Source organism: Streptomyces sp. CNX435 (genome assembly GCF_059570575.1).
In genome coordinates, this window is the sequence record NZ_JCANTA010000006.1 from 142,932 (window position 1) to 168,642 (window position 25,711).

Below are 25,711 nucleotides of genomic sequence, written 5' to 3' on the forward strand. Positions count from 1 at the left end.
GGCGTGGAGAAGTTGAGAAGCCAGGATCCCAGGCGTCTGGGCGAGTTCAGGCTGCTGGCCAGGCTGGGTAGTGGCGGCATGGGGCGGGTGTATCTGGGACGGTCGCCGGGTGGGATGCAGGTGGCGATCAAGGTGATCCGCGAGGATTTCGCGGAGGATGCCGATGTCCTGGTCCGGTTCCGGCGTGAGGTGGCGACGGTGCGGGTGGTGCGCAGCCCGTACACCGCTCGTCTCGTCGGTGCTTCCCTGGACGTGCCGCCGTATTGGCTGGCGACGGAGTACGTGCCGGGCCCGACGCTGCTGAAGGCATCACGCGGCACGTCCCTCGAACCCACCCTGTGCATGGGGTTGTTCGCGGCGCTGGCGGAGGCGCTGGCGGCGGTGCACGGGCACGGGGTGGTGCATCGGGACGTGAAGCCGCACAACGTCATCCTGGCCCCGGGAGGGCCGCAGTTGATCGACTTCGGTATCGCCCGGGCGGCGGAGCACACGCAGCTCACCCGCACGGGGCAGATGCCGGGTACCCCCGGTTATACCGCGCCCGAGGTGCTGCTGGGCGGCGAGGCGGGCCCGGCGGCGGATGTGTTCGCGCTTGGCGCGACGATGGCCGCCGCCGCGACCGGCCGGCCGCCGTACGGCGGCGGGGAGTGGCCGGCTGTGAGCTACCGTGTCGTGCACGGCGAGATCGATGTCGACGGGGTGGAATCCGGGCTGGCCGCGCTCATCCGGCAGTGCGTCGCCCGGGACCCGGCGCGGCGGCCTGACCCGCTGGATATCGTCCGGCGGTGCGGCGTGACGTACGCGCTGGCGGAGTTACCGGAGTACCGGCGGCTGACCGGGGTGGCGCCGCCGGCGCTCCCGGCACCGCCGCCGCGACGCCGGGGCTCGTTGATGGCCACGGCCGCCCTGGCCGTCGGAGCGCTCGCGGTGGCGACGACGGTATGGCTGCTGCCGTCGGGCGGTGACGGCGCGACAGCGGGCGGCTCGCCGACCGAGTGCGCCACCGACTCCCGGTCCGAGTCCGGCTCCGGTGGTGTCAGGGGGCGGGAGAGCCTGACGATCGGCATCATGCCCGACCGGTCGACCATGAGCTACTGCGACCGGGACGGGGACTACGCCGGATTCGAGGTCGACGTCGCCAGATACATTGCCGGCGAACTCGGCGTCGAAGTCGAGGACATCACGTGGCGGGAAGTGTCTGCCACCGAGCGTACGGACGTCCTTGTGCGCGGCGAGGTCGACTTCGTCGTCGCGAGCTATCAGATCACCGACATGCGGAAAGAAGAGGTCGACTTCGCCGGCCCTTACCTCTCCGCCCGCCAGGACCTGCTGATGCGCGCCGACGACCGAGCCTCCGATGTGACGGACCTCAACGGCATGAAGCTGTGCTCGGTCACCGGCTCCACCTCCGCGCAGGTCGTGAAGGAGGGACGCGCACCGGGCGCGGACCTCACGGAGCGCGCCTCCTACGCGGAATGCCTCACCGCCCTGGACAGAGGCGAGGTCGATGCCCTGACCACCGACGATTCCCGCCTCGTCGGATACGCCGCCCAGAGCGGGAATTCCAGTGACTACCGGCTGGCCGGACTGGAACTCAGCGCCGAGAACTTCTACGGCGTCGGGGTACCCAAGGGCGAGACGGAGCTGCGCGACGACATCGACAAGGCGATCGGCCAGATGATCGCGGACGGCTCCTGGGCGATGTCCGCCGAAACCTTCCTCGGGGGCGTGGCCAACTACGATGCCCAGCCGCCCGAGCAGGCCCCGACAACCGGCTGACCTGGCACGAAGTGGCCGCAGGTCGGGCGGTCAACTCATTCTCCTGTCCCACATGGCCGGGCAGAGGCCACCGTCCGTGAGAACGTGAGAAAGGGACAACGGAAATGCGAGCCCTGGACCTGGCGGAGCATGCCAGTGCCGGACAGCGTGTGGCCGTACGCGATCTCGGGCTGCCCCAGGGCGCTCCGGGCCCTGCGGCGGGGCGACTTGGGCGAACCGGACGCCACCCGCCCGGGCTTCGTGTGAGCCGAATCTCGTCCGGTCGCCCCGGGAGTGGCACGGCGGGCACCGGTAGGCTGACGCGGTTGCCGCCGCCGGCGTGCGCGTCGGCGACGGCCCGACCGCCCGGCCCTACCGCCTGACCGGCCCACCGCCCGACCGAGAACGACCCCCGGAGACCGTGAGCACCACCTCTCATCACCTCTCACCGGCCTTCCCCGGCCGTGCCCCCTGGGGCACGGCCGGCAAGCTGCGCGCCTGGCAGGAAGCGGCCATGAACCGCTATCTGCAGTCCCAGCCCCGGGACTTCCTCGCCGTCGCCACCCCCGGCGCCGGCAAGACGACCTTCGCGCTCACCCTCGCCTCCTGGCTGCTGCACCACCACGTCGTCCAGCAGATCACCGTCGTCGCGCCCACCGAGCACCTCAAGACCCAGTGGGCCGAGGCCGCCGCCCGCATCGGCATCCGCCTCGACCCCGAGTACAGCGCCGGCCCGGTCAGCCGGAGCTACCACGGCGTCGCCGTCACCTACGCCGGCGTCGGCGTACGGCCCATGCTGCACCGCAACCGCTGCGAGCAGCGCAAGACGCTCGTCATCCTCGACGAGATCCACCACGCCGGCGACTCCCGCTCCTGGGGCGAGGCGTGCCTGGAGGCGTTCGAGCCCGCGACCCGGCGGCTCGCGCTCACCGGCACCCCGTTCCGCTCCGACACCAACCCCATCCCCTTCGTCGTCTACGAAGAGGGCAACGACGGCATCCGCCGCTCCTCCGCCGACTACACGTACGGCTACGGCAACGCCCTCGGCGACGGCGTCGTCCGACCCGTCATCTTCCTCTCCTACAGCGGCAACATGCGCTGGCGCACCAAGGCCGGCGACGAGGTCGCCGCCCGCCTCGGCGAGCCGATGACCAAGGACGCCACCGCCCAGGCGTGGCGCACCGCGCTCGACCCCCGCGGCGACTGGATGCCCAACGTCCTCAAGTCCGCCGACCGCCGCCTCACCGAGATCCGCCACGGCATCCCCGACGCCGGCGGCCTCGTCATCGCCGCCGACCAGGACTCCGCCCGCGCCTACGCCAAGCTCCTCAAGGAGATCACCGGCCATCGCGCCACCGTCGTCCTCTCCGACGACGCGGGTTCCTCGAAGCGCATCGAGGAGTTCACGGGGTCGGAGGACCGGTGGATGGTCGCGGTGCGGATGGTGTCGGAGGGCGTGGACGTGCCGCGGCTGGCGGTCGGGGTGTACGCGACGACGATCTCGACGCCGCTGTTCTTCGCGCAGGCGGTGGGCCGGTTCGTACGGTCACGGCGGCGCGGTGAGACCGCGTCCGTGTTCCTGCCGACGATCCCCGCGCTGCTCGGCTTCGCGCACGAGATGGAGGTCGAGCGCGACCACGTCCTCGACAAGCCGAAGCCGGACGGCGAAGAGGATCCGTACGCCGAGAGCGAGAAGGAGCTCGCGGAGGCGGAGAAGCAGCAGGACGAGGACACCGGCGACCAGGACGAACTGCCCTTCGAGGCGTTGGAGTCGGACGCGGTCTTCGACCGGGTCGTCTACGAGGGCGCTGAGTTCGGCATGCAGGCCCACCCGGGCAGCGAGGAGGAGCAGGACTACCTCGGCATCCCCGGGCTGCTGGAGCCGGACCAGGTGCAGACGCTGCTGCAGAAGCGGCAGGCGCGGCAGATCGCGCACAGCCGGAAGAAGCCGGCGGAGGACGCGGACCTGCTGGAGCTGCCCGCCGACCGGCGGCCGGTGGTCACGCACCGGGAGCTGATGGAGCTGCGCAAGGAGCTGAACTCCCTGGTCGGGGCGTACGTCCACCAGAGCGGCAAGCCGCACGGCGTGATCCACACGGAGCTGCGCCGCGTCTGCGGCGGGCCGCCGAGCGCGGAGGCGACGCCGGGGCAGATCCGGCAGCGGATAGCGAAGGTGCGGGAGTGGGCGACCCGGATGAAGTGAGCACGGGGGACCGCCCGCGGCGGCTGCCGGCCGAGTGCGTACCCGACGCGGAGTCAACGGCCTTCGCCGAGTTCCGTGGTGACGGCTTCGGGGGCAGGCCGTGCCGTGACGGCGCCCCGGTGCGCGGTCACGGCCGCGGCGCAGAGGGCGATGACGCCGGCGACGACGAACGCCGTCGTGTAGCCCGATTCGCAGGGGCGGCTGGCCGGGCGCGGCTGCCGATGACGCCACGATCACGGCGGCGAGCACGGAGCCGAGAGCGCCGCCGACGGTACGCAGGATGGTGTTGATGCCCGTGGCCGTGCCCGTGTGCTCCCGGCCGACGGCGCCGACGACCAGGCCGCCGAGCGAGGCGAAGGCCAGGCCGTAGGCCAGACCCAGAAGAGCGCACCAGACCAGCACCTCAGGGATGTGCTCGTGGAGCAGGCCGAGCCCGCCCAGCGCGAGAGCCGCGAGGACGGCGCCCGACCGGAAGGCGGTCTTCGGCCCCCGGGCGCGCGACATCCGTGCCGCGAGCGGCGCCGCGAGCAGCATGCCGACGGCGATCGGGGCCATCAACAGCCCCGTCCGGGCGGGGGAGTAACCGAAGCCGTAGCCGAGGGCGGCGGGTGTCTGGACGTACAGCGGGAGAAGCGTGACCGCGGCGAACATCCCCACGCTCACCACCAGGGTGGCGACGTTCGTGACGAGCAGCCGCGGCCCGACGAGCAGGCGCAGGTCGACCAGCGGTGCCACGACGCGCCGCTCGGCGAGCCCGAACGCGGCGGCGAGCGCGACCGCGGTGCGTCCGTGAAGGCGAAGACACCCAAGCCGGGCCGCCCGGCGCGGCTGAGCCGGGACCAGATCGTCGAGACCGCGCTCGGCTGCGACCTGCGGACCGTGACCATGCGCGACATCGCGGAGCGGCTCGGCGTCTCCCACTCGGCGCTCTACCGGTGGGTCGGCAACCGCGACGAACTCCTCGACCTCGTGGGCGAGGTCATCGTCGAGCGCATCCTGCCGACGGCCGAGCCGACGGCCGACACCTGGCGGCAGTGGCTTGCGGACCTCGCCTGGCGGATGCACGACCAGTTCCTGGCCGTGCCCGGGTACGCGGCGCACGTGGCGATGCCGCACCGCCACAACGCGCAGGCGCTCGGCCGGCTGCGTGACCGCGTCGTCTCGGCGTTCAAACTCGCCGGCGCTTCCGACAGCCTCGCCGAGCAGAGCTGGTACGTCTTCGGCCTGGGCGTCGTGCAGTGGCTGGGCGCCCAGCAGAGGGGCCACGACCTCGGCCCGGACGCGCCGCGCTTCGACCTCTTCCTCGGTGTGCTGCTGCGCGGGCTGCCGGCTCGGGAGGCGGGGCCGTAGTCATCCGGCCGAGGGCGTGCGGGAATCGTCTATGTGTGTGATGTGTGTGATGTGTGTGATGTGTGGGAGGCGTAGGAGGCGTCTGGCGCGTACGACGTGCTCAGCCGGGACAGCTCGGCCCCGGTGCGGTACAGCTCCAGGAGCAGCGGCCGCAGCGCCTCGCCGGCCTGGGTGAGGGTGTAGCGCGTACGGACCGGAAACCCCGGGAGCCGCTCCTGCGTCAGCAGCCCGCGGTCGCGCAGCGCGTACAGCCGCTCGGCGAGCACCTTCGGGCTGATCTCCGGCAACCGGACGCGCAGCGCGCCGAACGAGTGCGGGCCGCACATCAGTTCCCGCAGCACCAGGGTCGTCCAGCGCCCGGTGACCGCGGCCAGCGCGACCTCCACCGGGCAGCCCGGATCGGGCCGGGCGGTGCGCCCGGCGAGCGTCGGGACCAGCTCCTCGTCCCAGGTCTCGCATTCTCCGCCGGGCGCGTGGGTTTCCGTTTGGTGAGCCACGTCGCGCTCGGCTTGGCTGCATCCATGACCAGCCACCCGCAGTCCCTTCTCCCGTACGAGGCGGAGCAGCTCCCGCACGCCTTCGCCGCCGCGTTCAACTCCGGCAGCCCCGACACCTTCTCCCGGATCTACGCCGACGACGCCGTCTTCGTTCCTCGCCCGGGCACGTGCGTCTCGGGCGAACGGCTCGTCGCCGCCAACACCGCGTTCCAGTCGCTGGGCGTGCCCATCCGCGTCCAGCCGCGGCATGTGTACGTCAACGGCACCGGAGACACCGCCCTGCTCCTTGTCGACTGGGTCATCGACGGCCGAGGGCCGGACGGCGAGCACCTCCACATCGAGGGCACCGCCACCGACGTCGCGCGCCGGGGCGTGGACGGGGTCTGGCGCTACGTGATCGACAACCCCTTCGGCACGGCGGCGGACGCGGCCTGACACCCCGGCGGTCTACGCTGATCGGGATGCCTCCACCGGACAGCAAGTTCGACGTCAAGCGCGCGCTCAAGCAGTTCTACGCGCCCACGAACACCGACTGGGCCCTCGTCGACGTCCCTGCCCAGCGCTTCATCGCCGTCGACGGCCACGGCGATCCCAACACCAGCGCCGACTACACCCACGCGGTCGAGGCGCTGTACGCGGTCGCGTACACGATCAAGTTCGGCAGCAAGCGCACCCTGGGGCGGGACTTCGTCGTCGGACCGCTCGAAGGGCTGTGGTGGGCGGACCGCCCGGAGGTGTTCGTCGCGCGGGACAAGGCCGCGTGGCAGTGGCGCATGCTCATCAGCCTGCCCGAGTGGATCACCGACGACTTCGTGGCGGAGGCCAGGCAGGCGGCGCTGGCCAAGAAGGGCCTCGCCGCCCTTCCCGCGCTGGCCGACCTCCGCCCCGAGGCCCTGCACGAGGGCACCAGCGCCCAGCTCCTGCACGTCGGCCCGTACGACGACGAGGGGCCGGCGCTGGCCAGGCTGCACGACGAGTACCTGGCCGCGAACGGCCTCCGTATGACCGGGTATCACCACGAGATCTACCTCAGCGACCCGCGGCGTGCCCGGCCGGAGAGGCTGAAGACCGTACTCAGGCAGCCGGTCGCCCCGGCGCGCTGACGGGCGGCGGGGCGCCCGGCCGCCCGTCCGCCCCGCCGCGTCTCCTCGCTCCGCGAGGCGGGCCCGGCAGACGGAGGCGCCCCGAAGCCCGGGGACTCGACCGCCGAGGTTCCGGACGCGGTCCCTCATCTGCACGTCGTCCGCGTGCAGATGAGGGACCGGGACCGGGACGGCCGGAGGGGGCGCGTGCCCCCTTACCGGTTGAGGACCTCTTCGGCCTTGTCGGCCACCTGCTCGGCCTGGATGTCGCGGCCCTTCTCGTTGGGGTGCGCGTACCAGGGGAGCGGGTAGTCGCCGATCACGACCTGGGAGTCCTCCAGCAGGCCGCCGATGGCCCGGTCGGCGCCGTCGCACGCCGTGTTGCCGCCGGTGTGGGCGTAGAGGTCGACGAAGTCGGCGCCGCCTTCGACGTCAGCGACGGCCTGCTTCGTGACGTCGTTCAGCCGCTTCTGGATCTGGTCCAGGACCGGCAGGGCGTCCTGCGGGATGTCGGCGAACGGCAGCTCCGTCTGACCGGGCGCCGGGGTCAGGCACTTGGCGGTGTCCTCGGGCACGAGCCTGGGGTAGCCGACCAGGACCGGCATGGCGTCGGGGGCGAAGTAGCCGATGCGGTCGAGCATCTCCTGCAGGTCCCATCGGACGCGCTCGAACTGGCCGTCCAGCCACTGCTTTCCGTCCCCGGACGCGAAGAACTCAGCGCAGTTCGCGGCCGGCTCGTTCCCGTTCACCGCCTCCCCCGGCAGCAGACCGTGGTCCGAGCCCCGGAGCTTGTCGGAGCACTGCTTCAGGATGCTGCTGAAGCCCACCGTGTTGCCGCCGATGCTTCCCACGGCCAGCTGGGTGTCGGCCTTGAGCGCATTCTGCTGGGGCGGGACCGTCATGCCGCTGCCGGGCAGCAGCTCCTGGTCTTCCCAGAAGTGGTGGACGAGGGTGCCTCCGCAGGAGACGTCCGACTGGACGTCGAGCGTGATGCTCTTGTCCGCGAGGCGCCGGGTGGCGACGGCGGGATAGTTCTCCTCCGACTGGAAGCAGAGGCTCGTCTCGCCACTCCCCTGGTGCCAGGGGGCGATGCCGAAGTTGGCGGTGTACGAGTCGCCGAAGAAGACGGTCGGTACCGGGTCGGCGGGCGCCGTGTCGGCACTTGCCACCGAGCCGGCGAGCGCCAGGCAGCTGCCCAAGGCTACGGCTGCGGCGGTCAGCCGCCGTGCCATCGGTGATTTCGTCGTCTTGCGCATGGCCGAAGGCATGGCTTTGCCCTTTCCATGAGGCCCACGAGGGAGATGAACGAGCCGGGACGCTGCGTATTCACTCACATCCGGAATGTGATATTCCAGTTGCTGGGGTGCGGCAACCGAGTGTTCTTGCGCAACGCCTCAGCTCGCCCAAGGCCCGAAGACCAAAGAGACCCCGATCAGGCGACCCCCTGAGAGCGGAGGAGGGCCGTCGCGCGGCCTGTGACCGGGTCGCGCTCCAGGACGACGTAACGGCCGAGGACCGCGAGGGCCACGACGCAGGCGCCCATCTCCAGACCCTCCTCCACGAGGGTGCCGAGCATGAGGGTGAGGCTGTGGTCGTTCTTGTGCGCCCAGCCGTTGAACGCCTCGACCACCAGCGCACCCCCCAGGTACACGCCCAGGGCCACCAGCAGCCCCCACCGCAGGTCCCGCGGCAGCCCTCTGGCCCACAGCACCGCGCACACGATGCCCGCCGCCGCGAGGATCGCACCGGGCAGCACCCAGGCGTGCGACGGGAGCGCCACCCCGGCCGTCTCCTTCCACGACTTGCCGACCTCGCCGAGGCGCTCGTGGAGCGAGACGGTCTCGTCGATGCTGAGGAGGGCGGTGGCGGCGGCGAAGCCGAGCCACGACAGCCGCCCGGGGCGGGTGGCCCGCCCGCTGAGCAGCGCGGCGGCCAGCGCGACGCCGGCGACGGCGAGCAGGAGGGTGCTGTTCCACCAGGTGGCGAGGTTGGCTTCGAGGTCGACGTTGAGCATCCGGCGGACGCTGGGTATGTCCACGTACGCGTTGATGCCGCGCGATACGAGGTCGGCGGCGAGGACCGCGAGGGTGATGCCACCGGCGCCCCAGAGCACCCAGCGCGTACCGCCGCCGGGCGGGCGCGTGGCGGAGGTCCCGGGTTCGGGTTTGGGCTCGGGCAGGGCGGCCGGGGGGACGCCTTCGGCGGCTTCGGCGAGCGTGCTGGCGCTTTCGTCGTCTCCGGCGGGTTCGGCGGGTTCGGCGGCAGCCTCGGTCGTGGACGCGGATTCGGCGGGTTCGCCGCCGGTGCCGTCCGCGTCCGGCTGATGGATCTCAAGCTCGGTCATAGTCGCGGAGATTAACGGCACGGCGCGGGCGCGATCTGCCCGGGGTGCCCTTGTATAAAGATGAGGTGAACTCACCCCCGACAGCGGAATATCGGGTAACGAGCACCAAAGGTCGCTTCATCAGCACGTTGTTCCCCGGGCGGGGACCGGTGACCTGCGTACTCAGGCGCCCACGGTTCCGTCGACACCCTCGCGCAGGAAGTCCGCGTGCCCGTTGTGCCGGCCGTACTCCAGGAGGACGTGCACCATCACCATCCGCAACGACACCTCCTGGCGCCACCTCGGCTGAAACCCGGGCTGGTCCAGGGAGGCCGCCTCTCGCTCGATACGGCGGGAGTTCTCCACCTCCGCCTCCCAGGCGGTGAACGCCTCGTCTCTGGTCGAGGCGCGGGCGTCGTACGCGGCCTGGAAGTCGATCTCGTCGGACCAGACCATGGGCGCTTCGTCGTCCTCGAACACCCGACGGAACCAGGCACGCTCCACCTCCGCCATGTGCCGCACGAGTCCGAGCAGCGACAGCGTGGACGGCGGCATCGACTGCTGCCGCAGTTGGTCGTCGGTGAGGCCCTCGCACTTCATGGCGAGGGTCGCGCGGTGGTAGTCGAGGTAGGCCCGCAATGTGTCGCGTTCGGTTCCGGAAAGGGGTGGTTCTGGGCGTTGGTCGCTGGTCATGGAGGGGCCCCTGATTCGGTGCGGGTGGCGGGACCAGTATCCAGGCGGGGTTGCGGGTCTCGGGCTGCGGGTCTCGGGCCGGGGGCGGCCGGTCGTGGGTCGTGAGTCGGCGGTCGGACGGCTCCGTAGAGGATCCCGGCGCCGGCGTTGACGCGAATGCGGCGGGACGATATACGCCAAAGCCCTCATATCCGGCCCACATTCGCGCCCAAGTGCGGACTGCCACCGCCCCACCCCCACACCGCACCCCCCGAACCGGGCTCTCCCGCACCTCGTTACCGCACCCACCCCGGCACACCGGGAGCGCGGAACGGGCGGCTGAAGCTGGTGAGCTGGCGTTGTCGGAGGGGCGGCATACCCTTGGGCGGGTGTGCGGGGGACGCGTGGGTCGGGTGGGCGTCGGTGTCCGGGGCGACTCGCGCGAAGCCCTGACGTCGCTGCGTGGGACGGCCCGCCGTCGGTGAGGGCGGCGGGCCGTCAGGCTCACCAATCGGATGAGCCAACCGTAGCAGTCCTGTGGCAGAGTGTGACACGCACGCCCGGCGCCCAGGCGACGTCGGGCACCCTCCCCGGTCAGCACCTGGGTGTCTGGTCGGTCAGCGCCCGGAGGGACGTGCCACGCGGGCCGACGGACTCGTCCATCGGCACCAGGGCACGAAGGCGATTGGCCTACATCTCTGAGCAACACTGGGGATCACTAAGCCAATCAGAGACGCTGAGACTCCGGCCGTGGCGTGTCGGCGTCGGACACCTAGCCCGACAGGCGGGACTCCGGGTCCGGGTCGGACGCGCAGGCCGCCTCCTGGGCTGCCATGACCTCATCGCCATGCGCGAAGGCCCAGGCGCCGAAGGCGTCGATGGGCGCCAGCAAGGTCTGCCCCAGATCCGTCAGCCGGTAGTCGACCCGTGCGGGCGCACCGGGGCGCGCCCGCCGCTCGACCAGCCCGTTGAACTGCAGGCGCCGCAGCGTCTCGGTAAGGACCTTGGAGCTGATCCCCCCGATCCGCTCCCGCAGTTCCACCGGCCGGCTGGGGCCGTCGCGCAGCGCCCACAGCACCACGGCGTTCCAGGTGTGGGAGAGCAGGTCGAAGGCGAGGCGGGCGCGGCAGTCGGCGAGGAATACATCAGTGGTCACGTACCAAATGGTGCCCGAACAGCCTCCTAGCGTCGGTGTGGACGGCAACAGCCGAGAGGAAAGGGGAATCGGCAATGGAAGAGGCACACTCGATGAGAATCGGCGTACTGGGCACGGGCAACATGGCCGACGCACTCGCCACCCACTGGGTACGGGCCGGGCACCGGGTGACCATCGGCGGCCGGGACCTCGCCAAGGCCCGCCGCCTCGCCTCCCGCATCGGCACCGGCGCAACGGCCGCCGGCCTGCGCACCGCCGCCGAGGCCGGCCAGGACGCGGTGCTGGCCGCGCTGCCCTTCGGGGCGGGCGCACACGTCGTACGGGACCTGCGCGCCGCCCTGGACGGCAAGGTGCTGCTCGACTGCTCCAACCCCGTCGGCCCGGCCTTCCGCCTGCTGACGGAAGGCGGCCCCTCGGCCGCGCAGCGGCTCGCCGCGGCGGCGCCCGGAGCCCACGTGGTCAAGGTCTTCAACCTCTGCCACGAGGACGTATGGCGCATGCGCCCGCCCGTCTTCGACGGCCGCCCCCTTGCCGTGCCCGTCTGCGGAGACGACGAGACGGCCCTCGCTCGCGCCCACGAGCTGGTACGGGCCGTAGGCTGCGAACCCGTCGCCGGCGGCGGGCTCGAACGCGCCGGGCTCCTGGAAGCGACCGCCGCGCTGTTCATCGCCCTCTGGGTCGGCGAGGCCGCGGACGTGCAGGCGATAGCCCCGCCGCTGGCGTACGCAACCGGGGCCGCCGCCGGCGGTCACCGGGAGAGCCAAGGCAGTACGGAGGATGCCTGACCGGGGATGCCTGCCCGGGGCCGCGGTCGGCCGATGGGCGGGTCGGCATCCTGTCGCCCCCGGCCCGTCCCGGACTCGCCCCCGGCCCGACCCCTCCCCGGGTCGCCCCCGACCGCCCCCGACGCAGCGCTACACGGTCGGCGCTACGCCATCGCCCACCCGCGAAAACCCGGCGACGCCGCCGATCACCCCCGGGATACTGGTCGCCATGGACGAGGTACAGGTCGTCGTCGCCCACTCCGAGTGCGCGACCCTCCGCGTCGGCGACGTCTTTCTGAAGGTGGACGCCGATCAGGCGCGCACCGACATCGAGGTCGAGGCGATGGACCTGGCGCCGGTCCCGACCCCGGAGGTCCTGTGGCGCAAGCCGCCCGTGCTCGCGATCGCCGCCGTCCCGGGGACGACCCTCGGCCGCCTCGGCGAGCCGTCGACCGCGCCGCCGACGGCGTGGGCCGCGGCGGGCGCCGCCATCCGGAAGCTGCACGACGCGCCGCTGCCGCCCCGGCCCGGCCGGGCCGGCCGCGGTCCCGACGTGCTGGTGGCGGAGCTCGACGTCGAGTGCGCGTGGCTCGTCGCGAACGACGTCCTGCCCGCCGACCTCGTCACCCGCAACCGCGAAGTCGCCGAGGCCGCGCTACGGCCGTGGACCCCGGCGTTCACCCACGGCGACCTGCATGTCGCCCACGTGTTCCACGACGGTGACGAGATCACGGGCATCATCGACTGGTCCGAGGCGGGCCGGGGCGACCCCCTTTACGACCTCGCCACCTTCACCCTCGGACACGAGGAGCACCTCGGCGACGTCTTCGCCGGCTACGGCGCCGACCCCGACGTCGACCTCGACGTGATCCGCGCGTGGTGGTCGCTGCGCAGCCTGCTGGCAGTCCGCTGGCTGATCGAGCACGGCTTCGACCCGTTCACGCCGGGCTGCGAGGTCGACGTGCTGCGGGCCCGGATGTGACGAGCGCGGCCGTGCCGCCATCCCGGTGAATCTCGGGGCGGCCACGGAAACCGTGCGCGGCAGAAATCCCACGATCAGGGAATATGCACCCACCGGCCCCTGAGACCTCGGGCCTCATGAGTTGTGGAGCTGTGATGAGGCGATTCCGCCTGGCCGTCGTGGGGACGGCCGCGTTCATGACGATTACCGCTGTAAGCGGATGTGCCAGCGATGACGGTGGCTCCTCGGCCTCGACGGCGGCGCCGCCGTCGAGCAAGGCGTCGAGCAAGGCTTCGAACGTCTCGCAGGCCGACGAACGGGCCACGGTGAAGACCGACTCGGCCGGCGACCTCGGCACCATCCTCGTCGACGAAAAGGGCCGCACCCTGTACCTGTTCGAGGCCGACGAGTCGACGACCTCGACCTGCGACGACGAGTGCGCCGAAGCCTGGCCGCCGCTGCTCACGACCGGGGAGCCGAAGGCCGACGGCGAGGCGCAGTCCAAGCTGCTGGACACGTCGAAGCGATCCGACGGCAAGACGCAGGTCACGTACAACGACCACCCGCTCTACCGGTACGAGGAAGACTCCAAGCCGGGCGACACCAACGGCCAGGCCCTCGACCAGTTCGGCGCCGAGTGGTTCGTCCTCGACGCGGACGGCGACAAGGTCGAGAAGGGTGAGACGGACGGGACGGACGAGACGGGCGGGCCGGGATACTAGTCACGGCCTGGCGAACGGGCGATCGACGTGACCTCGAAGACCGTACGCGGAGCCGCCCTTGTCCTCGGCGCCGCGCTGCCGGTGGCCACGGCGGTGGCGATCTGGGTGATCGGCCAGAACCATACCCCTCAGTACACGACGGACCTCTTCGGCGAAGAGGGCACCGACGCGGTCACCCTCAAGGCCCGCCTGGCCACAGCCCTGTTGGGCCTCGCGGTCATCCAGGTCCTGCTGGCCGCCTGGATGTACGGCGCCGGGTCCCGCCCCGTCCGCATCACGCACCGCGCAGTGGGATGGGCCGCCTTCCTGCTGTCGGTGCCCATCGCCGTCCACTGCGTCCGCACCTACGGCGTCGAAACCACCGACACCCGCGTCCACCTGCACTCGATCGCCGGCTGCGCCCTGTACGGAGCCTTCGTCGCGAAGGTCCTGGTCGTACGCAGCCGCCACGCACCCGGCTGGCTGCTTCCCGTAGCGGGCGGTGCGCTGTTCGTCGCGGTGGGGCTGCTGTGGTACTCGGCGGCGCTGTGGGTGCTGAACGACTACAGCGTTCCCGGTCTCTAGCCTTCGTGTGTACGGTCTACGCCATGGACACCGGGAATCTTGACGCCATGGGGCGGGCGATCATCGACGGCAACCGCTTCATGACGCTGGCGACCGCGAACGCGGACGGCGAGCCCTGGGCGTCGCCGGTCTTCTACGTGGCCGACGGGTACTCGACGTTCTACTGGATCTCCTCACCCGAGGCGACGCAGGTCCGCAACATCGCGGTGCGGCCCCGGGTCGGCATCGTGGTGTTCAACTCGCAGCAGAAACCGGGCTCCGGCGAGGCGGTCTACATGGCCGCCACCGCGTGCGAGCTGACCGGAGCCGAACTGGACCGGGGCCTGGACATCTACCTGGGCGCGGCACCGTTCGGCAAGGGCCCGGAGGCGTTCCGGCCACCCGGCCGGTACCGGGCGTACCGGGCATCGGTGACCGAACATTCCATGCTCTGCCCACAGGCATCCGGTGAGCCCTGCCCGGTACACGGCCGCACGTCCGACCACCGCGTGACGGTGGTCCTCTAGGCTAAAGCGCGCGGGCGTACGCGACGAAGGCGGCCCAGGCGTCGGGGGTGAAGTGGAGTATGGGGCCGTCAGTGTCCTTGGAGTCGCGGACGTGGATGGTGTGGGGCGTGGGGGCTACCTCGATGCAGTCGCCGCCGTCCTGGCTGCTGTAGCTCGACTTGAACCAGGACAACCCTGAATCCTGGTCCTCGGTCTTGGTGATGCTCATAGCTCTCCTGCCACTTGCTCGATCAGGCGGATCGACTCCTCAGTGCTGAGGGCGAATGCGCGCATTGAACCGTAACGGAGCCAGAAGGCGCTCGTCTGGTCCCGGCCAACCCGAGACATCACGCAGCCTTGTGCCTCGACGTAGATGTACTGCTTTCCGTCGGCGGTTTCCAGCAGCACCATGTGCCCGTTCAAGCCGCCGTGCACCGCTCGTGCAGAGGGCATGATCTGGATGTCGACATTGCGCAGCTTGGCACACTCCAGCAGTCGGTGGAGCTGCGCTCGCATCACCTCGCGGCCCCCCACCATGCGACGCAGCGTCGCCTCCTCGATGATGAAGACGAACGCCACCAGGGGCTTCTTGCGGGTGAGCAACAACTGTCGGGCGAGGCGTGCCGTCAACCACTCTTCGACCGTCTCGTCATCGATGGGCGGGTAGGCGGCGCTGAGTAAGGTTCGTGCGTAGTCTTCCGTCTGAAGTAACCCCGGGATCACAAGGGGGTCGTACGAGAACCGGACCACTGCCTCCTTCTCCAGCACCGCCAGGTCGTGGAAGAACGTCGGCAACTGGGCGAAATCCACCTCATCCTGCAACTCCCACAACACACCCCCCGCCTCCACCACTTCCTCCGCCCTCCCCGTGAACTCCGCCTTCGCCGGGCGTCGTCCCTGCTCCACCGACGCGCAGTGGTCCACCGAGTAGCCCATCCGGTCGGCCAACTCCTCCTGCGTCAGCCCCGCCTTCGTGCGGAAGAACTTGAGCAGCTTGCCGTACGCGACCCAACTCCCCGGCCTGTCGTCGTCGTTGATGCGCTTTCCCCGGCGGCGGTTGTTCCCCATCTGACTCACACCCCTGCCTCGTTCGTCGCACGCGCGTGCTACCCGGGTACAACGACACGCATCGGCAAGGGTTATGGTCATCGGCTCGTACAAAGCACGCCACCGCTCGTACGTAACGCTCCTGCCTCTCGGCGACCCTGCCGACCCCTCCCCGCCCCCCGCCACCGTTGCCCCATGCACGCACCCCCCGCCGACCCCGCCCTCTCCGTACTCCTCAGCCCCACCCCCCGCGGCGCCCGACGCGCCCGGCTCCTCGCCGTGCACCAGCTCGGCGAGTGGGGCATCCCCCGCGCCACCCCCACGGCCGAGGCCGTCGCCGCCGTGACCGCCGAGCTGGCCGCCAACGCCGCCGTGCACGCGCGGCATCGGGGGCGGTACTTCCGGCTGCGGCTGTACCTGGAGGAGCACGTCGTACGGATCGAGGTCTCCGACGCTCGCCCGGAACGCCCCGTGCCCACCGCCCCGCCCCACGCCGCGGCCGGCGAGGCCGACCGCGGGCGCGGGCTGGTTCTCGTCGCCGCTTTCGCCGAGCGGTGGGGTTGCTTCCAGCCCAACGCGGCCGTCAAGACCGTCTGGGCCGAGGTCCACCGCCGGGACTCGCGGTAGATCCGGCGGTCAGAGGTCAGTAGCAGGCGCGGGGCTCCCAGTCCGGTACGCCCAGGCGGCGGGCGATCTCCCTGATGGGCCGTATCGGCTCGGCGACGAAGCCCCCGTCCCAGCTGAAGAACGGGTTGGCGAATGCGTCGGCCAGGCTGCGGAACGCATCGGTCGCGGCGTCGCCGGTGGCCGGGAGGTCGGTTGGATCCGGGCAAACGGGGATGGTACTCAGCGGCTGTCCTCTGAGGAGACCGGTGCTGGTCTCGCGCAGGTCGAGTCCCACGGCCACCGAATACCCGGGCCATGCGGCGCGCAGCCAGGCGAGCAGCCACCGCCGCCCGTCCGGGTCGCCGCCGTCGGACACCTGGCGAAGTACGGCATTGTCGTCGTCCATGATCTCGGGTGTGTAGTGCGACCAGTGGTCGTACCCGATCAGGAGGACGCGTCGAGGCTCGTCGATGGCGACCCACCCCTCGATGAAGACCTCGTCGAGGGGACTGTCCGGGCCGTCCCACACGCCGTGCAGAACATCATCCGGGCCCCTTCCGACGATCGACGGCACCGCTTCCGAGCCGTACTTCATGGACCAGTATTCCGTGTTGCCATCGGATTTGGCCCATATCACCTGCACCATTCCACCGCTCATGGTGGAGGAGTATGCCAGCGCGCGCACCCCGATGTTCCGTCGACGGCCACATGAGATTTCGTCAAGGTTTTGTACAGCATGCGCCGTTAGCATCCGCGGGGCACTTTCCGGAAAAGGCGTGCGACGCGGAATCCGTGGTAGACCAATCACATGTCCAACTAGTGAGGAACCACAACATGTGGGATGCGGACGACCTAATGGATCAGGTCGTACGGAAAGAGGACTGGGACCTCGCGAACCAGTTGTTCTCAGACATCGGGTACGACGACCAGGCGGAGTATCTGGTCCAGGACTACTGGAACCTCAAGGAATGGCCCCAACGCCTTATTCTGGCTTACCTGCTGCAAGCGCAGACAGTCTATCGTGACTACGAGATCGATCCTGGGATCCTCTGGTTCGATGTGCTGCGTGCCCCGGTGCCGGAAGAAGGTGACGACCAAGTCGACTTCACCAAGATGAGCGCCCTTGCCCATCTTGCGGAGCGCTACGACACCATGCAGCGCTTCTACGACGACCGCGAGCTGCTCCATCGCACCGTGGACGAATTGCTGGGCCAGCATGGTGTCACCGTCGAGCCGCCGCCCCCACCGCGGCCCGTATCCGATGAAGCCCCGCCCGCGGGTGATCCGGTCGCCGTCTTGGAGCACGCCGTCGAAAACGGGGACTTGCCTGCTGTTCAGGCACTGCTCGATGCCGGCCTCGATGTCGACTGCCCCATCAGCGACCGCAGATCCTGGGCAAACGGCGTGCCTGTCTTTATCCTTGCGCGGTTGCCAGCGGGCAAGCACTCCGACGGCAGCCTTTCCCCCCTGACCCTTGCCGCTCTCAAGGGACACCGTCCGCTGGTCGAGGCTCTCATCGAGCGCGGGGCAGATGTGACCGCGCCCGGTGACGGCCAAGGGAGGACGGCGCTTTGGTACGCCGCGTGGTACGGCTGGTTGCCGGTAGTCGATGCCCTGCTGGAGCGCGGCGCCGAGCCGGCGGCTGCTGATCGTGACGGCGGGACTCCCCTCATCAACGCTGTGGAGCGGGGACACCTGGACGTCATCCAGCGGCTGCTCGACGCCGGAGCCCCGCTCGAACTACACGAAGCGCCTCTGCTCGTGGCCGCCCGTCACGGCCGCACAGCCGTGGTCGAGTATCTGCTGAGCATGGGCTGGGACATCAACGGCGTCCAAAACGACGACGGTTCCTATAATTCTCCCCTTGCGCTTGCGTGCGAGATGAACCATCTGGACCTGGTCGAGATGCTGCTGCACCGGGGGGCACCGGTGGACGCTCGCAACAGCGAAGGGCGCACGCCCCTCCTGCTCGCCGCCGTGAGTGGCTTCCCCACCGTCATGAAGCGTCTGCTCGACGCGGGAGCCGACGCGACGGCGAAGGACAATGACGGCAGGTCTGCAGGCGATCTCGCCGGTGGCCTGCGGGCAGATGGCGTACGCCGGTTGCTGGCCCGCATCGGGTGACGCCGCCGTCTGGCATGCGCGGGCCCGGTGCCCGGATCGTACGGTCCGGGCAAGGACCGCGTTTGCCTGCCGGTCACAGCTGGCGAGTTCGAGGAAATCTTCCTAGCATTGGCGCCATGTCGATGACCGCTCGCCTCCGTTCTGTGCCCGAAGCCGATCTTGCGGAGTTGCGTACACTGCCGAACCTGCCTCAGGACTTCTGGGATTACCCCGAAGTGGATTTGGACCAGGCCTGGGATGTGCTGACACGTGTGCTGAGTGCCGACGACCGAGGTGGCTCTGGCTGTGCTGGACGCGCGATCCTCGGTGGCACGCCATTCGGCGAGGACCAGGGGTTCGGGCCGTCGCGGACGTTCAATGCAGAAGAGGTCGCCGCTATCGCCGAGTCGCTTGAATCGATCGACCACGAACGCTTCAAGCAGCTGTTCACCATGGCTGATTTGACCGACTGCTACAGCGCACAGAATTATGACGTTGACAAGGCGATGAGGGAATTCGAGTGGCTGCGTGATTGCTACCAGACCGCCGCGGAGGTGGGTCGAGCAATGACGTTGTATATGTGATCGCGTCAGAACAGCTTGCCCGGGTTCATGATGCCCAGCGGGTCGAAGACCCGCTTGATGTCCCGCTGCAGCTCCAGACCCACCGGCCCCAGCTCCTTCGCCAGCCACTCCTTCTTCAGCAGCCCCACCCCGTGCTCGCCCGTGATGGTGCCGCCCAGCTCCAGGCCCAGGGCCATGATGGCGTCGAAGGACTTCCGCGCCCGCGCCGACTCGTCCGGATCCCGGGGGTCGAAGCAGACGTTGGGGTGGGTGTTGCCGTCGCCCGCGTGGACGCAGGTGCCGATGGTCAGGTCGTACGTGGTGGCGATCCCGGCGACGCCGTCGAGGAAGGCGCCGAGGCGGCTGCGGGGGACGCAGACGTCGTCGATCATCGTGGTGCCGGTCGTCGCCTCCAGGGCCGGGAGGGCCGCGCGGCGGGCGGCGAGGAGGAGTTCGGACTCCGCGGTGTCCGCCGCCGGGACGACGTCCGTGGCGCCGGCCGCCGTGCAGAGGGCGCCGAGGGCGGCGAGGTCGGCGCTCGGGTCGGGGGTGTCGAAGGCGGCGAGGAGGAGGGCCTCGGTGGACTCGGGGAGGCCCATCTTCGTCAGGGCGTTGACGGCTCGTACCGTCGTACGGTCCATCAGCTCCAGCAGCGACGGCACGTGCCCGCCTGCCATGATCCGGCAGATCGCGTCGCACGCCGCCGCCGCGGACGGGAACTCCGCCGCCAGCGCCAACTGCGGCCCCGGCGCCGGCTTCAGGGCCAACGTGGCGCCGACGACGGCGCCGAGGGTGCCCTCGGAGCCGACGAACAGCCGGGTCAGGTCGTAGCCGGCGACGCCCTTCGCCGTGCGGCGGCCGGTGGTCAGCAGCCGGCCGTCCGCCAGGACGACGTCGAGGCCGAGGACGTACTCGGCGGTCACGCCGTACTTCACGCAGCACAGGCCGCCCGAGCCGGTGCCGATGTTGCCGCCGATCGTGCACTCCTCCCAGCTCGACGGGTCCGGCGGGTAGAACAGGCCCTCGGCGGCCACCGCGCGCGACAGCGCGGCGTTGACGACGCCGGGTTCGACGACGGCGATCCGGTTGACGGGGTCGATCTCCAGGATGCGGTCCATCTTCACGAAGGACAGCACGACGGCCCCGTCGTCCGCGTTGGCCCCGCCGGACAGGCCGGTGCGGGCGCCCTGCGGGACGACGGGGACGCGCATCTCGGTGGCCGTGCGCAGGACGTGCCGCACCTGCTCGACCGTCTGCGGCAGCACCACGGCCGCGGGCGTGCCGGAGGGGCAGAACCCCGCCATGTCGCCCGCGTACGAAGCGGTGACGTCCGGGTCGGTCAGCACCGCCGCGGCGGGGAGCCCGGCGCGGAGTGCGGCGTGCAGCGCTTCGTACGGGGAAGCCCCCGCCGCACTCCGGCCCGCACTCCCGCCCGCACTCCGGTCCTCGGTGAGATCGCTCATACCCTCCAGCGTGCAATGCCGTCGTGCCGGACGGAACCCCACCATCGGGTGACCTGCGGCAACTGCGCAGTCAGAGGTTGCCGCGCTTGTCCTGCTCGCGCTCGATGGCCTCGAAGAGCGCCTTGAAGTTGCCCTTTCCGAAGCCCATCGAGCCGTGCCGCTCGATGATCTCGAAGAACACCGTCGGCCGGTCCTGCACCGGCTTGGTGAAGATCTGCAGCAGGTACCCGTCCTCGTCGCGGTCGGCGAGGATCTTCAACTCCCGCAGCTCGTCGATCGGTACGCGGGTGTCGCCGACCCACTCGCCGAGGGTGTCGTAGTACGCGTCCGGCACTGCGAGGAAGGCGACGCCGGCCGCGCGCATGGTCCGTACCGTGCTCACGATGTCGTTCGTGGCCAGCGCGATGTGCTGCACGCCGGGGGAGTTGTAGAACTCCAGGTACTCGTCGATCTGGGACTTCTTCTTGCCCGGCGCCGGCTCGTTGATCGGGAACTTGACCTTCAGCGTGCCGTCGGCGACGACCTTCGACATGAGCGCGGAGTACTCGGTGGCGATGTCGTCGCCCACGAACTCCTTCATGTTCGTGAAGCCCATGACCTTGTTGTAGAAGGCCACCCACTCGTCCATCTTCCCCAGCTCGACGTTGCCGACGCAGTGGTCGACGGCCTGGAACGTCCGCCGCGCGGGCGGGGTGACCAGGGGCTCGGCGGGCGCGTAGCCCGGCAGGTACGGGCCGTCGTAGCCGGTGCGCTCGACGAGGGTGTGGCGGGTCTGGCCGTACGTCGCGATGGCCGCGAGCACCACCGTGCCGTGCTCGTCCTTCAGCTCGTACGGCTCTTCCAGGCCGGTGGCGCCCCGGGCCACCGCGTGCGCGTACGCGGCGCGGGCGTCGGGGACTTCGAGGGCGAGGTCGACGACGCCGTCGCCGTGCTCGGCGACGTGCGCGGCGAGGGACCGGCCGCGGTCGGTGGCGGCCTTGATGACGGAGGTGAAGACGAACCGGGCGGAGCCGTTCTCCAGGACGTAACCGGCCGTCTCGCGGCTGCCGTTCTCCGGTCCGGAGTACGCGACCAGCTTCATGCCGAACGCCGTGGAGTAGTAGTGGGCGGCCTGCTTGGCGTTGCCGACTGCGAACACCACGGCGTCCATCCCCTGCACCGGGAAGGGGTCGTCCTGCCGGGTCTGCGGAGCGGGCTGATCAATGATCTCGGTCATGGTCAAAAGGGTCTCTCTGGTTGGCAAGGTGTGCAATAGTTGCCGAAATTGCTGGGCAGATTGACCGGTGATACCTCGCGCTTGCCTGGCTATCTGTACAAGCTGACCAATGAGGAGTCCGCGAGATGATCGATCAGCTCGACGGCCGGCTGCTGGAGCTGCTCGCGAACGAGCCGCGCATAGGCGTCCTGGAGGCCAGCCGCCGCCTCGGCGTCGCCCGCGGCACCACCCAGGCCCGGCTGGACCGGCTGCGGTCCGGCGGCGTCATCCGCGGCTTCGGCCCCGACGTCGACCCGGCGGCCCTCGGCTACCCGGTGACCGCGTTCGCCACCCTGGAGATCAAGCAGGGCCAGGGCGCGGACGTACGCGGCCACCTCGCGCGGGTGCCGGAGGTGCTGGAGCTGCACACGATCACGGGGCACGGCGACATGCTGTGCCGGCTGGTGGCGCGGTCGAACGCGGACCTGCAGCGGGTGATCGACCTCGTCGTGGGGTTCGACGGCATCGTGCGGGCGTCGACGGCGATCGTGATGGAGAACCCGGTGCCGCTGCGGATCGTGCCGCTGGTGCGGCAGGCGGCGGGCGGTAGCGCGGCCGGCGGCCCGGACGGCAGTGCGGGCGGGAGCCCGGGCGGCGGCCCGGGGGACAGTCCTACGCGGCGGCCGTGACCTTTGTGATGAAGTCCTCCAGGTTGCCCCACATCCGCGCGACCCGCTCGGCCTCCGTCAGCGACTCCTCCTGCGGCACGGTACGCAGCTTCGGCTGCCGCCTGCCGCGCAGATAGAGGGAGCAGGCCAGGTCGGCGCACACGTACACGCCGACCGTGTTCCCCTGCCGCCCGCGCGCGCCCGCCAGCGGGGCGGCGAGGAGGCGGACGCCGGAGGCGGAGTGCGCGGTGAGGCAGAGCTGGCACATGCGGGAGCGCACGGCGCTGGCGCGGCCCGCCGCCGGGACGCGCAGGGCGATGCCGAGCGGGCCGTCCGGGCGGGGGACGACGAGATGGGCGCGGAGCGGGGCGCCGGGGTCCACCCAGCCGAGGAAGTCCAGGTCCGCCCAGGGCAGCTCGGCGAAGTCGAGCGGCAGCCTGAGCCGGGCGGCGTCGCCTTTGGTGCCGTTCACGAAGGATGCACGGATCTGTTTCTCGCTGAGCGGTTCCACGTCGGCAGACGTTACGGAGCTCGCGTACGGACCGCACGCGAATTCCGCGCCGGCCGTACGGGGAGCGGCAGCGGATCAGCAGCCGGGTACGTCGCCGTCGCCCGACGCCAGCGCCTCCAGCGACGCCACCGCGTCCGACAGCTTCGCCACCGGCACCAGCCGCAGCCCCTCCGGCAGCTCCGACTCCGCGTCGGCGCACTCCTCCTCGGGCACCAGGAACACCGTCGCGCCGTCGCGCTTCGCCGCCTGCGTCTTCAGCGGCACGCCGCCGACCGCGCCGACGGTGCCGTCCGGCTCGATCGTGCCCGTACCGGCGATGACCTCGCCGCCCGTCAGGTCGCCGGGGCCGAGCTTGTCGACGATCCCCAGGGCGAAGAACAGCCCGGCGCTGGGCCCGCCGACGTCGGCGAGGCGCAGCTCGACGTCGACGCTGCCGGGGTCGCGGCCGAGGTGGCGCAGGGCGGCGGTGACGGCGGTGTTCTGGGACTCCCGCATCTGTTCGGCGTTGTACTCCCGGATCTCCTTCTTGGAGTCGCCCACGGGGTACACCGCCTCCTTGGGCATCACGGCCTCGTCGGTGGCGAACCAGCCCGAGGCGATGTCCGCGATCCGCAGGGAGACCTCCGGGCCGGTCGCGGCGATCGTCGTCATCCGCAACTCGCCCTCGGTCGGGTGCTGTTCCGCCCCGGAGACGAGGATGACGGGATCGCCCCGGTGCTCGCCGAGCACGTCGGCGGTCATCCCGGGCTGGGCGCGGGAGAACGGCAGCGGGGCGAACGCCGCGGCGGCGAGCAGCCCGGCCACGGGCACCGCGGCGAGCGCGAGGATCACACGACGAGAGAGCACGGCTAGCACGGCTCCAATCTACGGTGCCCTCGCCGGGCGGGCGCCGCCGGATCGGCCGGGGCAGGCCGTACGGGACGGGCTGCGGGCCCGTGCCCGGCCGGCCGCCACCACGTCACGCCGCATGTGCGGGCACCGGTCACGCCGCGCCCGCGCGGGCTCAGCGCAAGGCCTGGGCGACCTCGCGTGCCGCCGAGACCACCCGCGGGCCCACCTCGCCCGGCACGATCTCGTGCAGCATCACCACCCCCACGCTGCCCTCGATCCCCGACACCCCCAGCAGCGGCGCCGCCGCCCCGCTCGCGCCCGCCTCCAGCTCGCCGTGGGTCAGGGCCAGCGCCAGCTCCGCGTCGTTCTCGGCTGCGCCCGGGCCGAGGCCGCGGCCTTTGAGTATCGCCCGGCCCGCCGCGCCCTGGTCCAGCGCGTGCCGGAAGCCGGCGCGGTAGGCGACGTGGTAGTCGGTCCAGCTGGGTTCGACGACCGCGACGGCCAGCGCCTCGCTGCCGTCGACCAGCGTGAGGTGCGCCGTGGCGCCGACGTCCTCGGCGAGCGAGCGCAGCGCCGGCAGCGCCGCCTCCCGTACCAGGGGGTGCACCTGCCGGCCCAGCCGCAGCACGCCGAGCCCGACCCGCGCGCGGCCCCCGAGGTCGCGGCGGACGAGGGCGTGCTGTTCCAGGGTCGCGAGCAGGCGGTACACGACGGTGCGGTTGACGCCGAGCTTGTGCGACAGCTCGGTGACGGTGAGGCCGTGGTCGGTGTCGGCGAGCAGCTTCAGCACGCGGAGTCCACGGTCGAGGGTCTGGGAGGTCTCTGCGGGCACGCCGCCTCCTCAAGTGATGTGCGGCCCTTCCCGCGCCGGTGCACCTGTCCCGTGCAGCACCGGCGTGAGAGCCGCCGGTCCCAGGTGGCACCGGCTGTCAGTTCCACGGCGGGTCCGCCGCGGATCTCTTCAGCCCGCCTCCGCCTGCTCGGCGGGGGTGTGCGAAAAGCTAGCGAGCAGCACCGCTCAGCGGAAGACCCCGTCCAGAATCCGGTCAGGATCTTCCACGCCGGTCACCATCCGTGATCATTGCGCGGGGCGCAATGCCCTCGAATGGCCGGATTAATCTCACATGAAAGAATCGTGCCATGACCGGCTTCGCGAAGAACGTCACCACCACCGCCTCGCCGCACCGCGTCGCCGTCCTCGTGCGGGACGGGGTCATGCCGCTCGAACTCGGCCTCGTCCACCAGATGTTCGGCTCCGCCGAGGCCGCCGGGCGGCCTTTGTACGAGGTCGTCACCTGCGCGCTGCGGCCCGGCCCGGTGCGTACGAACGCCGACTTCCCGGTGGTCGTCGAGCGCGGCCCGGAGGCGCTGGACGACGCCGGGACCGTGGTGGTGCCCGCGTCGCACGCCGCGGACGCCCTGGAGGGCGCCGCGGACGGCACCGGGCACGGCAGGCCGTCGGCGGCGCTGCGGGCGGCCCTCGCGCGCGTACGCCCCGAAGCGCGCGTCGCGTCCGTCTGCACCGGCGCGTTCGTGCTCGCCGCCGTCGGCCTGCTCGACGGGCGGCGGGCCACGACGCACTGGAAGTCCGCCGAGCTGTTCCGCCGCCGCTTCCCCGCCGTCCGGCTCCGGCCCGACGTGCTCTACACCGAGGACGGCGGCGTCCTCACCTCCGCGGGCGAGGCCGCCGGCATCGACCTGTGCCTGCACATGATCCGCACCGACCACGGCGCCGCCGTCGCGGGCGACGTGGCCCGGCGCACCGTCGTGCCCCCGTACCGCGACGGCGGGCAGGCCCAGTACGTGCCCCGGCCGGTGGCCGAGCCGGAGCTGTCCACCACCGGGCGGGCCCGCGCCTGGGCGCTGACGCACCTCGACCGGCCCCTCGCCCTGCGGGAGCTGGCCGCGCGGGAGTCGATGAGCGTACGGACCTTCAGCCGCCGGTTCCGCGAGGAGACGGGCGTGACGCCGCTGCAGTGGCTCACCCGGCAGCGGGTGGAGCGGGCCCGGCAGCTGCTGGAGGAGACGGACCGCAGCGTCGACCGGGTCGCGGCGGACGCGGGGTTCGGCACGGCGGCGTCGCTGCGGCAGCACATGCAGGCGGCGCTGGGCGTGTCGCCGACCGCGTACCGCGGGACGTTCCGCGGCCCGGGGCAGCTGCCGGCGGGGGCGGCGGCGTAGCCACGA

The 25,711-nt window shown here is 71.1% G+C and carries 28 protein-coding genes and 1 pseudogene; 15 read left to right on the plus strand and 14 right to left on the minus strand.

The genetic code is table 11. From position 1 onward, the window contains the following. The first annotated feature begins 3 nt into the window (after positions 1-3). Together T328_RS13210 and T328_RS13215 are read left to right on the plus strand one after the other, a co-directional pair. Positions 4-1,779, plus strand: coding sequence for a serine/threonine-protein kinase (locus T328_RS13210; RefSeq protein ID WP_496496193.1), 1,776 nt, complete (start codon positions 4-6; stop codon positions 1,777-1,779). A 400-nt stretch (positions 1,780-2,179) separates the two neighbouring features. Then, on the plus strand, positions 2,180-3,961 hold the full coding sequence (locus T328_RS13215; protein ID WP_496496194.1) for a DEAD/DEAH box helicase: 1,782 nt from the start codon (positions 2,180-2,182) through the stop codon (positions 3,959-3,961). Positions 3,962-4,273: 312 nt separating this feature from the next. Here T328_RS13215 and T328_RS13220 read toward each other — a convergent pair. Then, positions 4,274-4,882: pseudogene (locus T328_RS13220) on the minus strand (MFS transporter); the annotation flags it as partial. Between T328_RS13220 and T328_RS13225 the strand changes: the two are divergent. Then, positions 4,847-5,311, plus strand: a complete 465-nt coding sequence (locus T328_RS13225) for a TetR/AcrR family transcriptional regulator (RefSeq protein ID WP_496496372.1) — start codon at positions 4,847-4,849, stop codon at positions 5,309-5,311. The pseudogene T328_RS13220 and the gene T328_RS13225 overlap by 36 nt on opposite strands. A gap of 29 nt (positions 5,312-5,340) precedes the next feature. Here T328_RS13225 and T328_RS13230 read toward each other — a convergent pair whose 3' ends face one another. Beyond that, complete coding sequence (locus tag T328_RS13230) at positions 5,341-5,808, minus strand: winged helix-turn-helix transcriptional regulator (RefSeq protein ID WP_496496195.1); 468 nt, start codon at positions 5,806-5,808, stop codon at positions 5,341-5,343. Between the two features lie 24 nt (positions 5,809-5,832). Here T328_RS13230 and T328_RS13235 point away from each other — a divergent pair, with 24 nt between their 5' ends. Then, on the plus strand, positions 5,833-6,243 hold the full coding sequence (locus T328_RS13235; protein WP_496496196.1) for a YybH family protein: 411 nt from the start codon (positions 5,833-5,835) through the stop codon (positions 6,241-6,243). A gap of 26 nt (positions 6,244-6,269) precedes the next feature. After that, complete coding sequence (locus T328_RS13240) at positions 6,270-6,911, plus strand: GyrI-like domain-containing protein (protein ID WP_496496197.1); 642 nt, start codon at positions 6,270-6,272, stop codon at positions 6,909-6,911. A 194-nt stretch (positions 6,912-7,105) separates the two neighbouring features. On the opposite strand, the gene T328_RS13245 is transcribed toward T328_RS13240, so the two are convergent. From T328_RS13245 to T328_RS13260, 4 genes are all read right to left on the minus strand, one after another. Further along, positions 7,106-8,158 (minus strand): SGNH/GDSL hydrolase family protein, encoded by a 1,053-nt coding sequence (locus T328_RS13245; RefSeq protein WP_496496198.1) that lies wholly within the window; start codon positions 8,156-8,158, stop codon positions 7,106-7,108. Between the two features lie 164 nt (positions 8,159-8,322). Beyond that, positions 8,323-9,234 (minus strand): DUF8692 domain-containing protein, encoded by a 912-nt coding sequence (locus tag T328_RS13250; protein ID WP_496496199.1) that lies wholly within the window; start codon positions 9,232-9,234, stop codon positions 8,323-8,325. Positions 9,235-9,396: 162 nt separating this feature from the next. Further along, positions 9,397-9,906 carry a DinB family protein gene (locus T328_RS13255; protein WP_496496200.1) on the minus strand — a complete coding sequence of 170 codons (510 nt, stop codon included), beginning with the start codon at positions 9,904-9,906 and terminating at the stop codon, positions 9,397-9,399. Between the two features lie 751 nt (positions 9,907-10,657). Next, entirely contained in the window at positions 10,658-11,041 is a 384-nt protein-coding gene (locus T328_RS13260; RefSeq protein WP_496496201.1) for a winged helix-turn-helix transcriptional regulator, read from the minus strand. Positions 11,042-11,133: 92 nt separating this feature from the next. Here T328_RS13260 and T328_RS13265 point away from each other — a divergent pair, with 92 nt between their 5' ends. The 5 genes from T328_RS13265 (at position 11,134) to T328_RS13285 (ending at position 14,558) form a co-directional block, all read left to right on the plus strand. After that, positions 11,134-11,826, plus strand: coding sequence for an NADPH-dependent F420 reductase (locus T328_RS13265; protein WP_496496202.1), 693 nt, complete (start codon positions 11,134-11,136; stop codon positions 11,824-11,826). Between the two features lie 208 nt (positions 11,827-12,034). Next, complete coding sequence (locus tag T328_RS13270; protein ID WP_496496203.1) at positions 12,035-12,787, plus strand: phosphotransferase family protein; 753 nt, start codon at positions 12,035-12,037, stop codon at positions 12,785-12,787. A 134-nt stretch (positions 12,788-12,921) separates the two neighbouring features. Continuing rightward, the gene (locus tag T328_RS13275; protein WP_496496204.1) at positions 12,922-13,488 is read left to right on the plus strand and encodes a COG4315 family predicted lipoprotein; all 567 of its coding nucleotides are present in this window, start codon (positions 12,922-12,924) and stop codon (positions 13,486-13,488) included. 27 nt (positions 13,489-13,515) lie between these two features. Then, positions 13,516-14,052: a DUF6529 family protein gene (locus T328_RS13280; protein ID WP_496496205.1), complete on the plus strand. Its 537-nt coding sequence runs from the start codon at positions 13,516-13,518 to the stop codon at positions 14,050-14,052. 23 nt (positions 14,053-14,075) lie between these two features. Next, positions 14,076-14,558: a pyridoxamine 5'-phosphate oxidase family protein gene (locus tag T328_RS13285; RefSeq protein ID WP_496496206.1), complete on the plus strand. Its 483-nt coding sequence runs from the start codon at positions 14,076-14,078 to the stop codon at positions 14,556-14,558. Between the two features lies 1 nt (position 14,559). Here the strand turns inward: T328_RS13285 and T328_RS13290 are convergent, their stop codons facing one another. Continuing rightward, positions 14,560-14,766 (minus strand): DUF397 domain-containing protein, encoded by a 207-nt coding sequence (locus tag T328_RS13290; protein ID WP_496496207.1) that lies wholly within the window; start codon positions 14,764-14,766, stop codon positions 14,560-14,562. Next, a complete protein-coding gene (locus T328_RS13295) occupies positions 14,763-15,605 on the minus strand; it encodes a helix-turn-helix domain-containing protein (RefSeq protein ID WP_496496208.1) in 843 nt (280 codons plus the stop codon). Before T328_RS13295 ends, T328_RS13290 begins: the two co-directional genes overlap by 4 nt. A 174-nt stretch (positions 15,606-15,779) precedes the next feature. Here T328_RS13295 and T328_RS13300 point away from each other — a divergent pair, with 174 nt between their 5' ends. Beyond that, positions 15,780-16,211 carry an ATP-binding protein gene (locus T328_RS13300; protein WP_496496209.1) on the plus strand — a complete coding sequence of 144 codons (432 nt, stop codon included), beginning with the start codon at positions 15,780-15,782 and terminating at the stop codon, positions 16,209-16,211. A 16-nt stretch (positions 16,212-16,227) separates the two neighbouring features. Here T328_RS13300 and T328_RS13305 read toward each other — a convergent pair whose 3' ends face one another. Beyond that, positions 16,228-16,848, minus strand: coding sequence for a hypothetical protein (locus tag T328_RS13305; RefSeq protein WP_496496210.1), 621 nt, complete (start codon positions 16,846-16,848; stop codon positions 16,228-16,230). Positions 16,849-17,024: 176 nt separating this feature from the next. Between T328_RS13305 and T328_RS13310 the strand changes: the two genes are divergently transcribed. Next, on the plus strand, positions 17,025-18,314 hold the full coding sequence (locus T328_RS13310) for an ankyrin repeat domain-containing protein (RefSeq protein WP_496496211.1): 1,290 nt from the start codon (positions 17,025-17,027) through the stop codon (positions 18,312-18,314). Positions 18,315-18,430: 116 nt separating this feature from the next. Then, positions 18,431-18,877: a DUF1877 family protein gene (locus T328_RS13315; protein ID WP_496496212.1), complete on the plus strand. Its 447-nt coding sequence runs from the start codon at positions 18,431-18,433 to the stop codon at positions 18,875-18,877. Positions 18,878-18,882: 5 nt separating this feature from the next. On the opposite strand, the gene T328_RS13320 is transcribed toward T328_RS13315, so the two are convergent. Next, positions 18,883-20,319 carry an FAD-binding oxidoreductase gene (locus tag T328_RS13320; protein WP_496496213.1) on the minus strand — a complete coding sequence of 479 codons (1,437 nt, stop codon included), beginning with the start codon at positions 20,317-20,319 and terminating at the stop codon, positions 18,883-18,885. Positions 20,320-20,389: 70 nt separating this feature from the next. Beyond that, positions 20,390-21,535 carry a 4-hydroxyphenylpyruvate dioxygenase gene (hppD, locus tag T328_RS13325; RefSeq protein WP_496496214.1) on the minus strand — a complete coding sequence of 382 codons (1,146 nt, stop codon included), beginning with the start codon at positions 21,533-21,535 and terminating at the stop codon, positions 20,390-20,392. A gap of 125 nt (positions 21,536-21,660) precedes the next feature. On the opposite strand from hppD, the gene T328_RS13330 reads away from it, so the two are divergent. After that, complete coding sequence (locus T328_RS13330; RefSeq protein ID WP_496496215.1) at positions 21,661-22,203, plus strand: Lrp/AsnC family transcriptional regulator; 543 nt, start codon at positions 21,661-21,663, stop codon at positions 22,201-22,203. Here T328_RS13330 and T328_RS13335 read toward each other — a convergent pair. From T328_RS13335 to T328_RS13345, 3 genes are all read right to left on the minus strand, one after another. Beyond that, on the minus strand, positions 22,187-22,693 hold the full coding sequence (locus T328_RS13335) for an FBP domain-containing protein (RefSeq protein ID WP_496496216.1): 507 nt from the start codon (positions 22,691-22,693) through the stop codon (positions 22,187-22,189). The genes T328_RS13330 and T328_RS13335 overlap by 17 nt on opposite strands. A gap of 75 nt (positions 22,694-22,768) precedes the next feature. Beyond that, complete coding sequence (locus T328_RS13340; protein WP_496496217.1) at positions 22,769-23,548, minus strand: S16 family serine protease; 780 nt, start codon at positions 23,546-23,548, stop codon at positions 22,769-22,771. A 148-nt stretch (positions 23,549-23,696) separates the two neighbouring features. Continuing rightward, entirely contained in the window at positions 23,697-24,356 is a 660-nt protein-coding gene (locus tag T328_RS13345; RefSeq protein WP_496496218.1) for an IclR family transcriptional regulator, read from the minus strand. 308 nt (positions 24,357-24,664) lie between these two features. Between T328_RS13345 and T328_RS13350 the strand changes: the two genes are divergently transcribed. After that, a complete protein-coding gene (locus tag T328_RS13350; RefSeq protein WP_496496219.1) occupies positions 24,665-25,705 on the plus strand; it encodes a GlxA family transcriptional regulator in 1,041 nt (346 codons plus the stop codon). Positions 25,706-25,711: the final 6 nt, after the last annotated feature.

Excerpts from the sequence above, each read along its gene's own strand:
- T328_RS13225 (WP_496496372.1), top strand. The coding sequence starts at position 4,847 with ATGCGCGACATCGCGGAGCGGCTCGGCGTCTCCCACTCGGCGCTCTAC.
- T328_RS13235 (WP_496496196.1), top strand. The coding sequence starts at position 5,833 with ATGACCAGCCACCCGCAGTCCCTTCTCCCGTACGAGGCGGAGCAGCTC.
- T328_RS13240 (WP_496496197.1), top strand. The coding sequence starts at position 6,270 with ATGCCTCCACCGGACAGCAAGTTCGACGTCAAGCGCGCGCTCAAGCAG.
- T328_RS13245 (WP_496496198.1), bottom strand. The coding sequence starts at position 8,158 with ATGCCTTCGGCCATGCGCAAGACGACGAAATCACCGATGGCACGGCGG.
- T328_RS13250 (WP_496496199.1), bottom strand. The coding sequence starts at position 9,234 with ATGACCGAGCTTGAGATCCATCAGCCGGACGCGGACGGCACCGGCGGC.
- T328_RS13255 (WP_496496200.1), bottom strand. The coding sequence starts at position 9,906 with ATGACCAGCGACCAACGCCCAGAACCACCCCTTTCCGGAACCGAACGC.
- T328_RS13265 (WP_496496202.1), top strand. The coding sequence starts at position 11,134 with ATGAGAATCGGCGTACTGGGCACGGGCAACATGGCCGACGCACTCGCC.
- T328_RS13270 (WP_496496203.1), top strand. The coding sequence starts at position 12,035 with ATGGACGAGGTACAGGTCGTCGTCGCCCACTCCGAGTGCGCGACCCTC.
- T328_RS13275 (WP_496496204.1), top strand. The coding sequence starts at position 12,922 with ATGAGGCGATTCCGCCTGGCCGTCGTGGGGACGGCCGCGTTCATGACG.
- T328_RS13285 (WP_496496206.1), top strand. The coding sequence starts at position 14,076 with ATGGACACCGGGAATCTTGACGCCATGGGGCGGGCGATCATCGACGGC.
- T328_RS13290 (WP_496496207.1), bottom strand. The coding sequence starts at position 14,766 with ATGAGCATCACCAAGACCGAGGACCAGGATTCAGGGTTGTCCTGGTTC.
- T328_RS13295 (WP_496496208.1), bottom strand. The coding sequence starts at position 15,605 with ATGGGGAACAACCGCCGCCGGGGAAAGCGCATCAACGACGACGACAGG.
- T328_RS13300 (WP_496496209.1), top strand. The coding sequence starts at position 15,780 with ATGCACGCACCCCCCGCCGACCCCGCCCTCTCCGTACTCCTCAGCCCC.
- T328_RS13305 (WP_496496210.1), bottom strand. The coding sequence starts at position 16,848 with ATGAGCGGTGGAATGGTGCAGGTGATATGGGCCAAATCCGATGGCAAC.
- T328_RS13310 (WP_496496211.1), top strand. The coding sequence starts at position 17,025 with ATGTGGGATGCGGACGACCTAATGGATCAGGTCGTACGGAAAGAGGAC.
- T328_RS13315 (WP_496496212.1), top strand. The coding sequence starts at position 18,431 with ATGTCGATGACCGCTCGCCTCCGTTCTGTGCCCGAAGCCGATCTTGCG.
- T328_RS13320 (WP_496496213.1), bottom strand. The coding sequence starts at position 20,319 with ATGAGCGATCTCACCGAGGACCGGAGTGCGGGCGGGAGTGCGGGCCGG.
- hppD (WP_496496214.1), bottom strand. The coding sequence starts at position 21,535 with ATGACCGAGATCATTGATCAGCCCGCTCCGCAGACCCGGCAGGACGAC.
- T328_RS13330 (WP_496496215.1), top strand. The coding sequence starts at position 21,661 with ATGATCGATCAGCTCGACGGCCGGCTGCTGGAGCTGCTCGCGAACGAG.
- T328_RS13350 (WP_496496219.1), top strand. The coding sequence starts at position 24,665 with ATGACCGGCTTCGCGAAGAACGTCACCACCACCGCCTCGCCGCACCGC.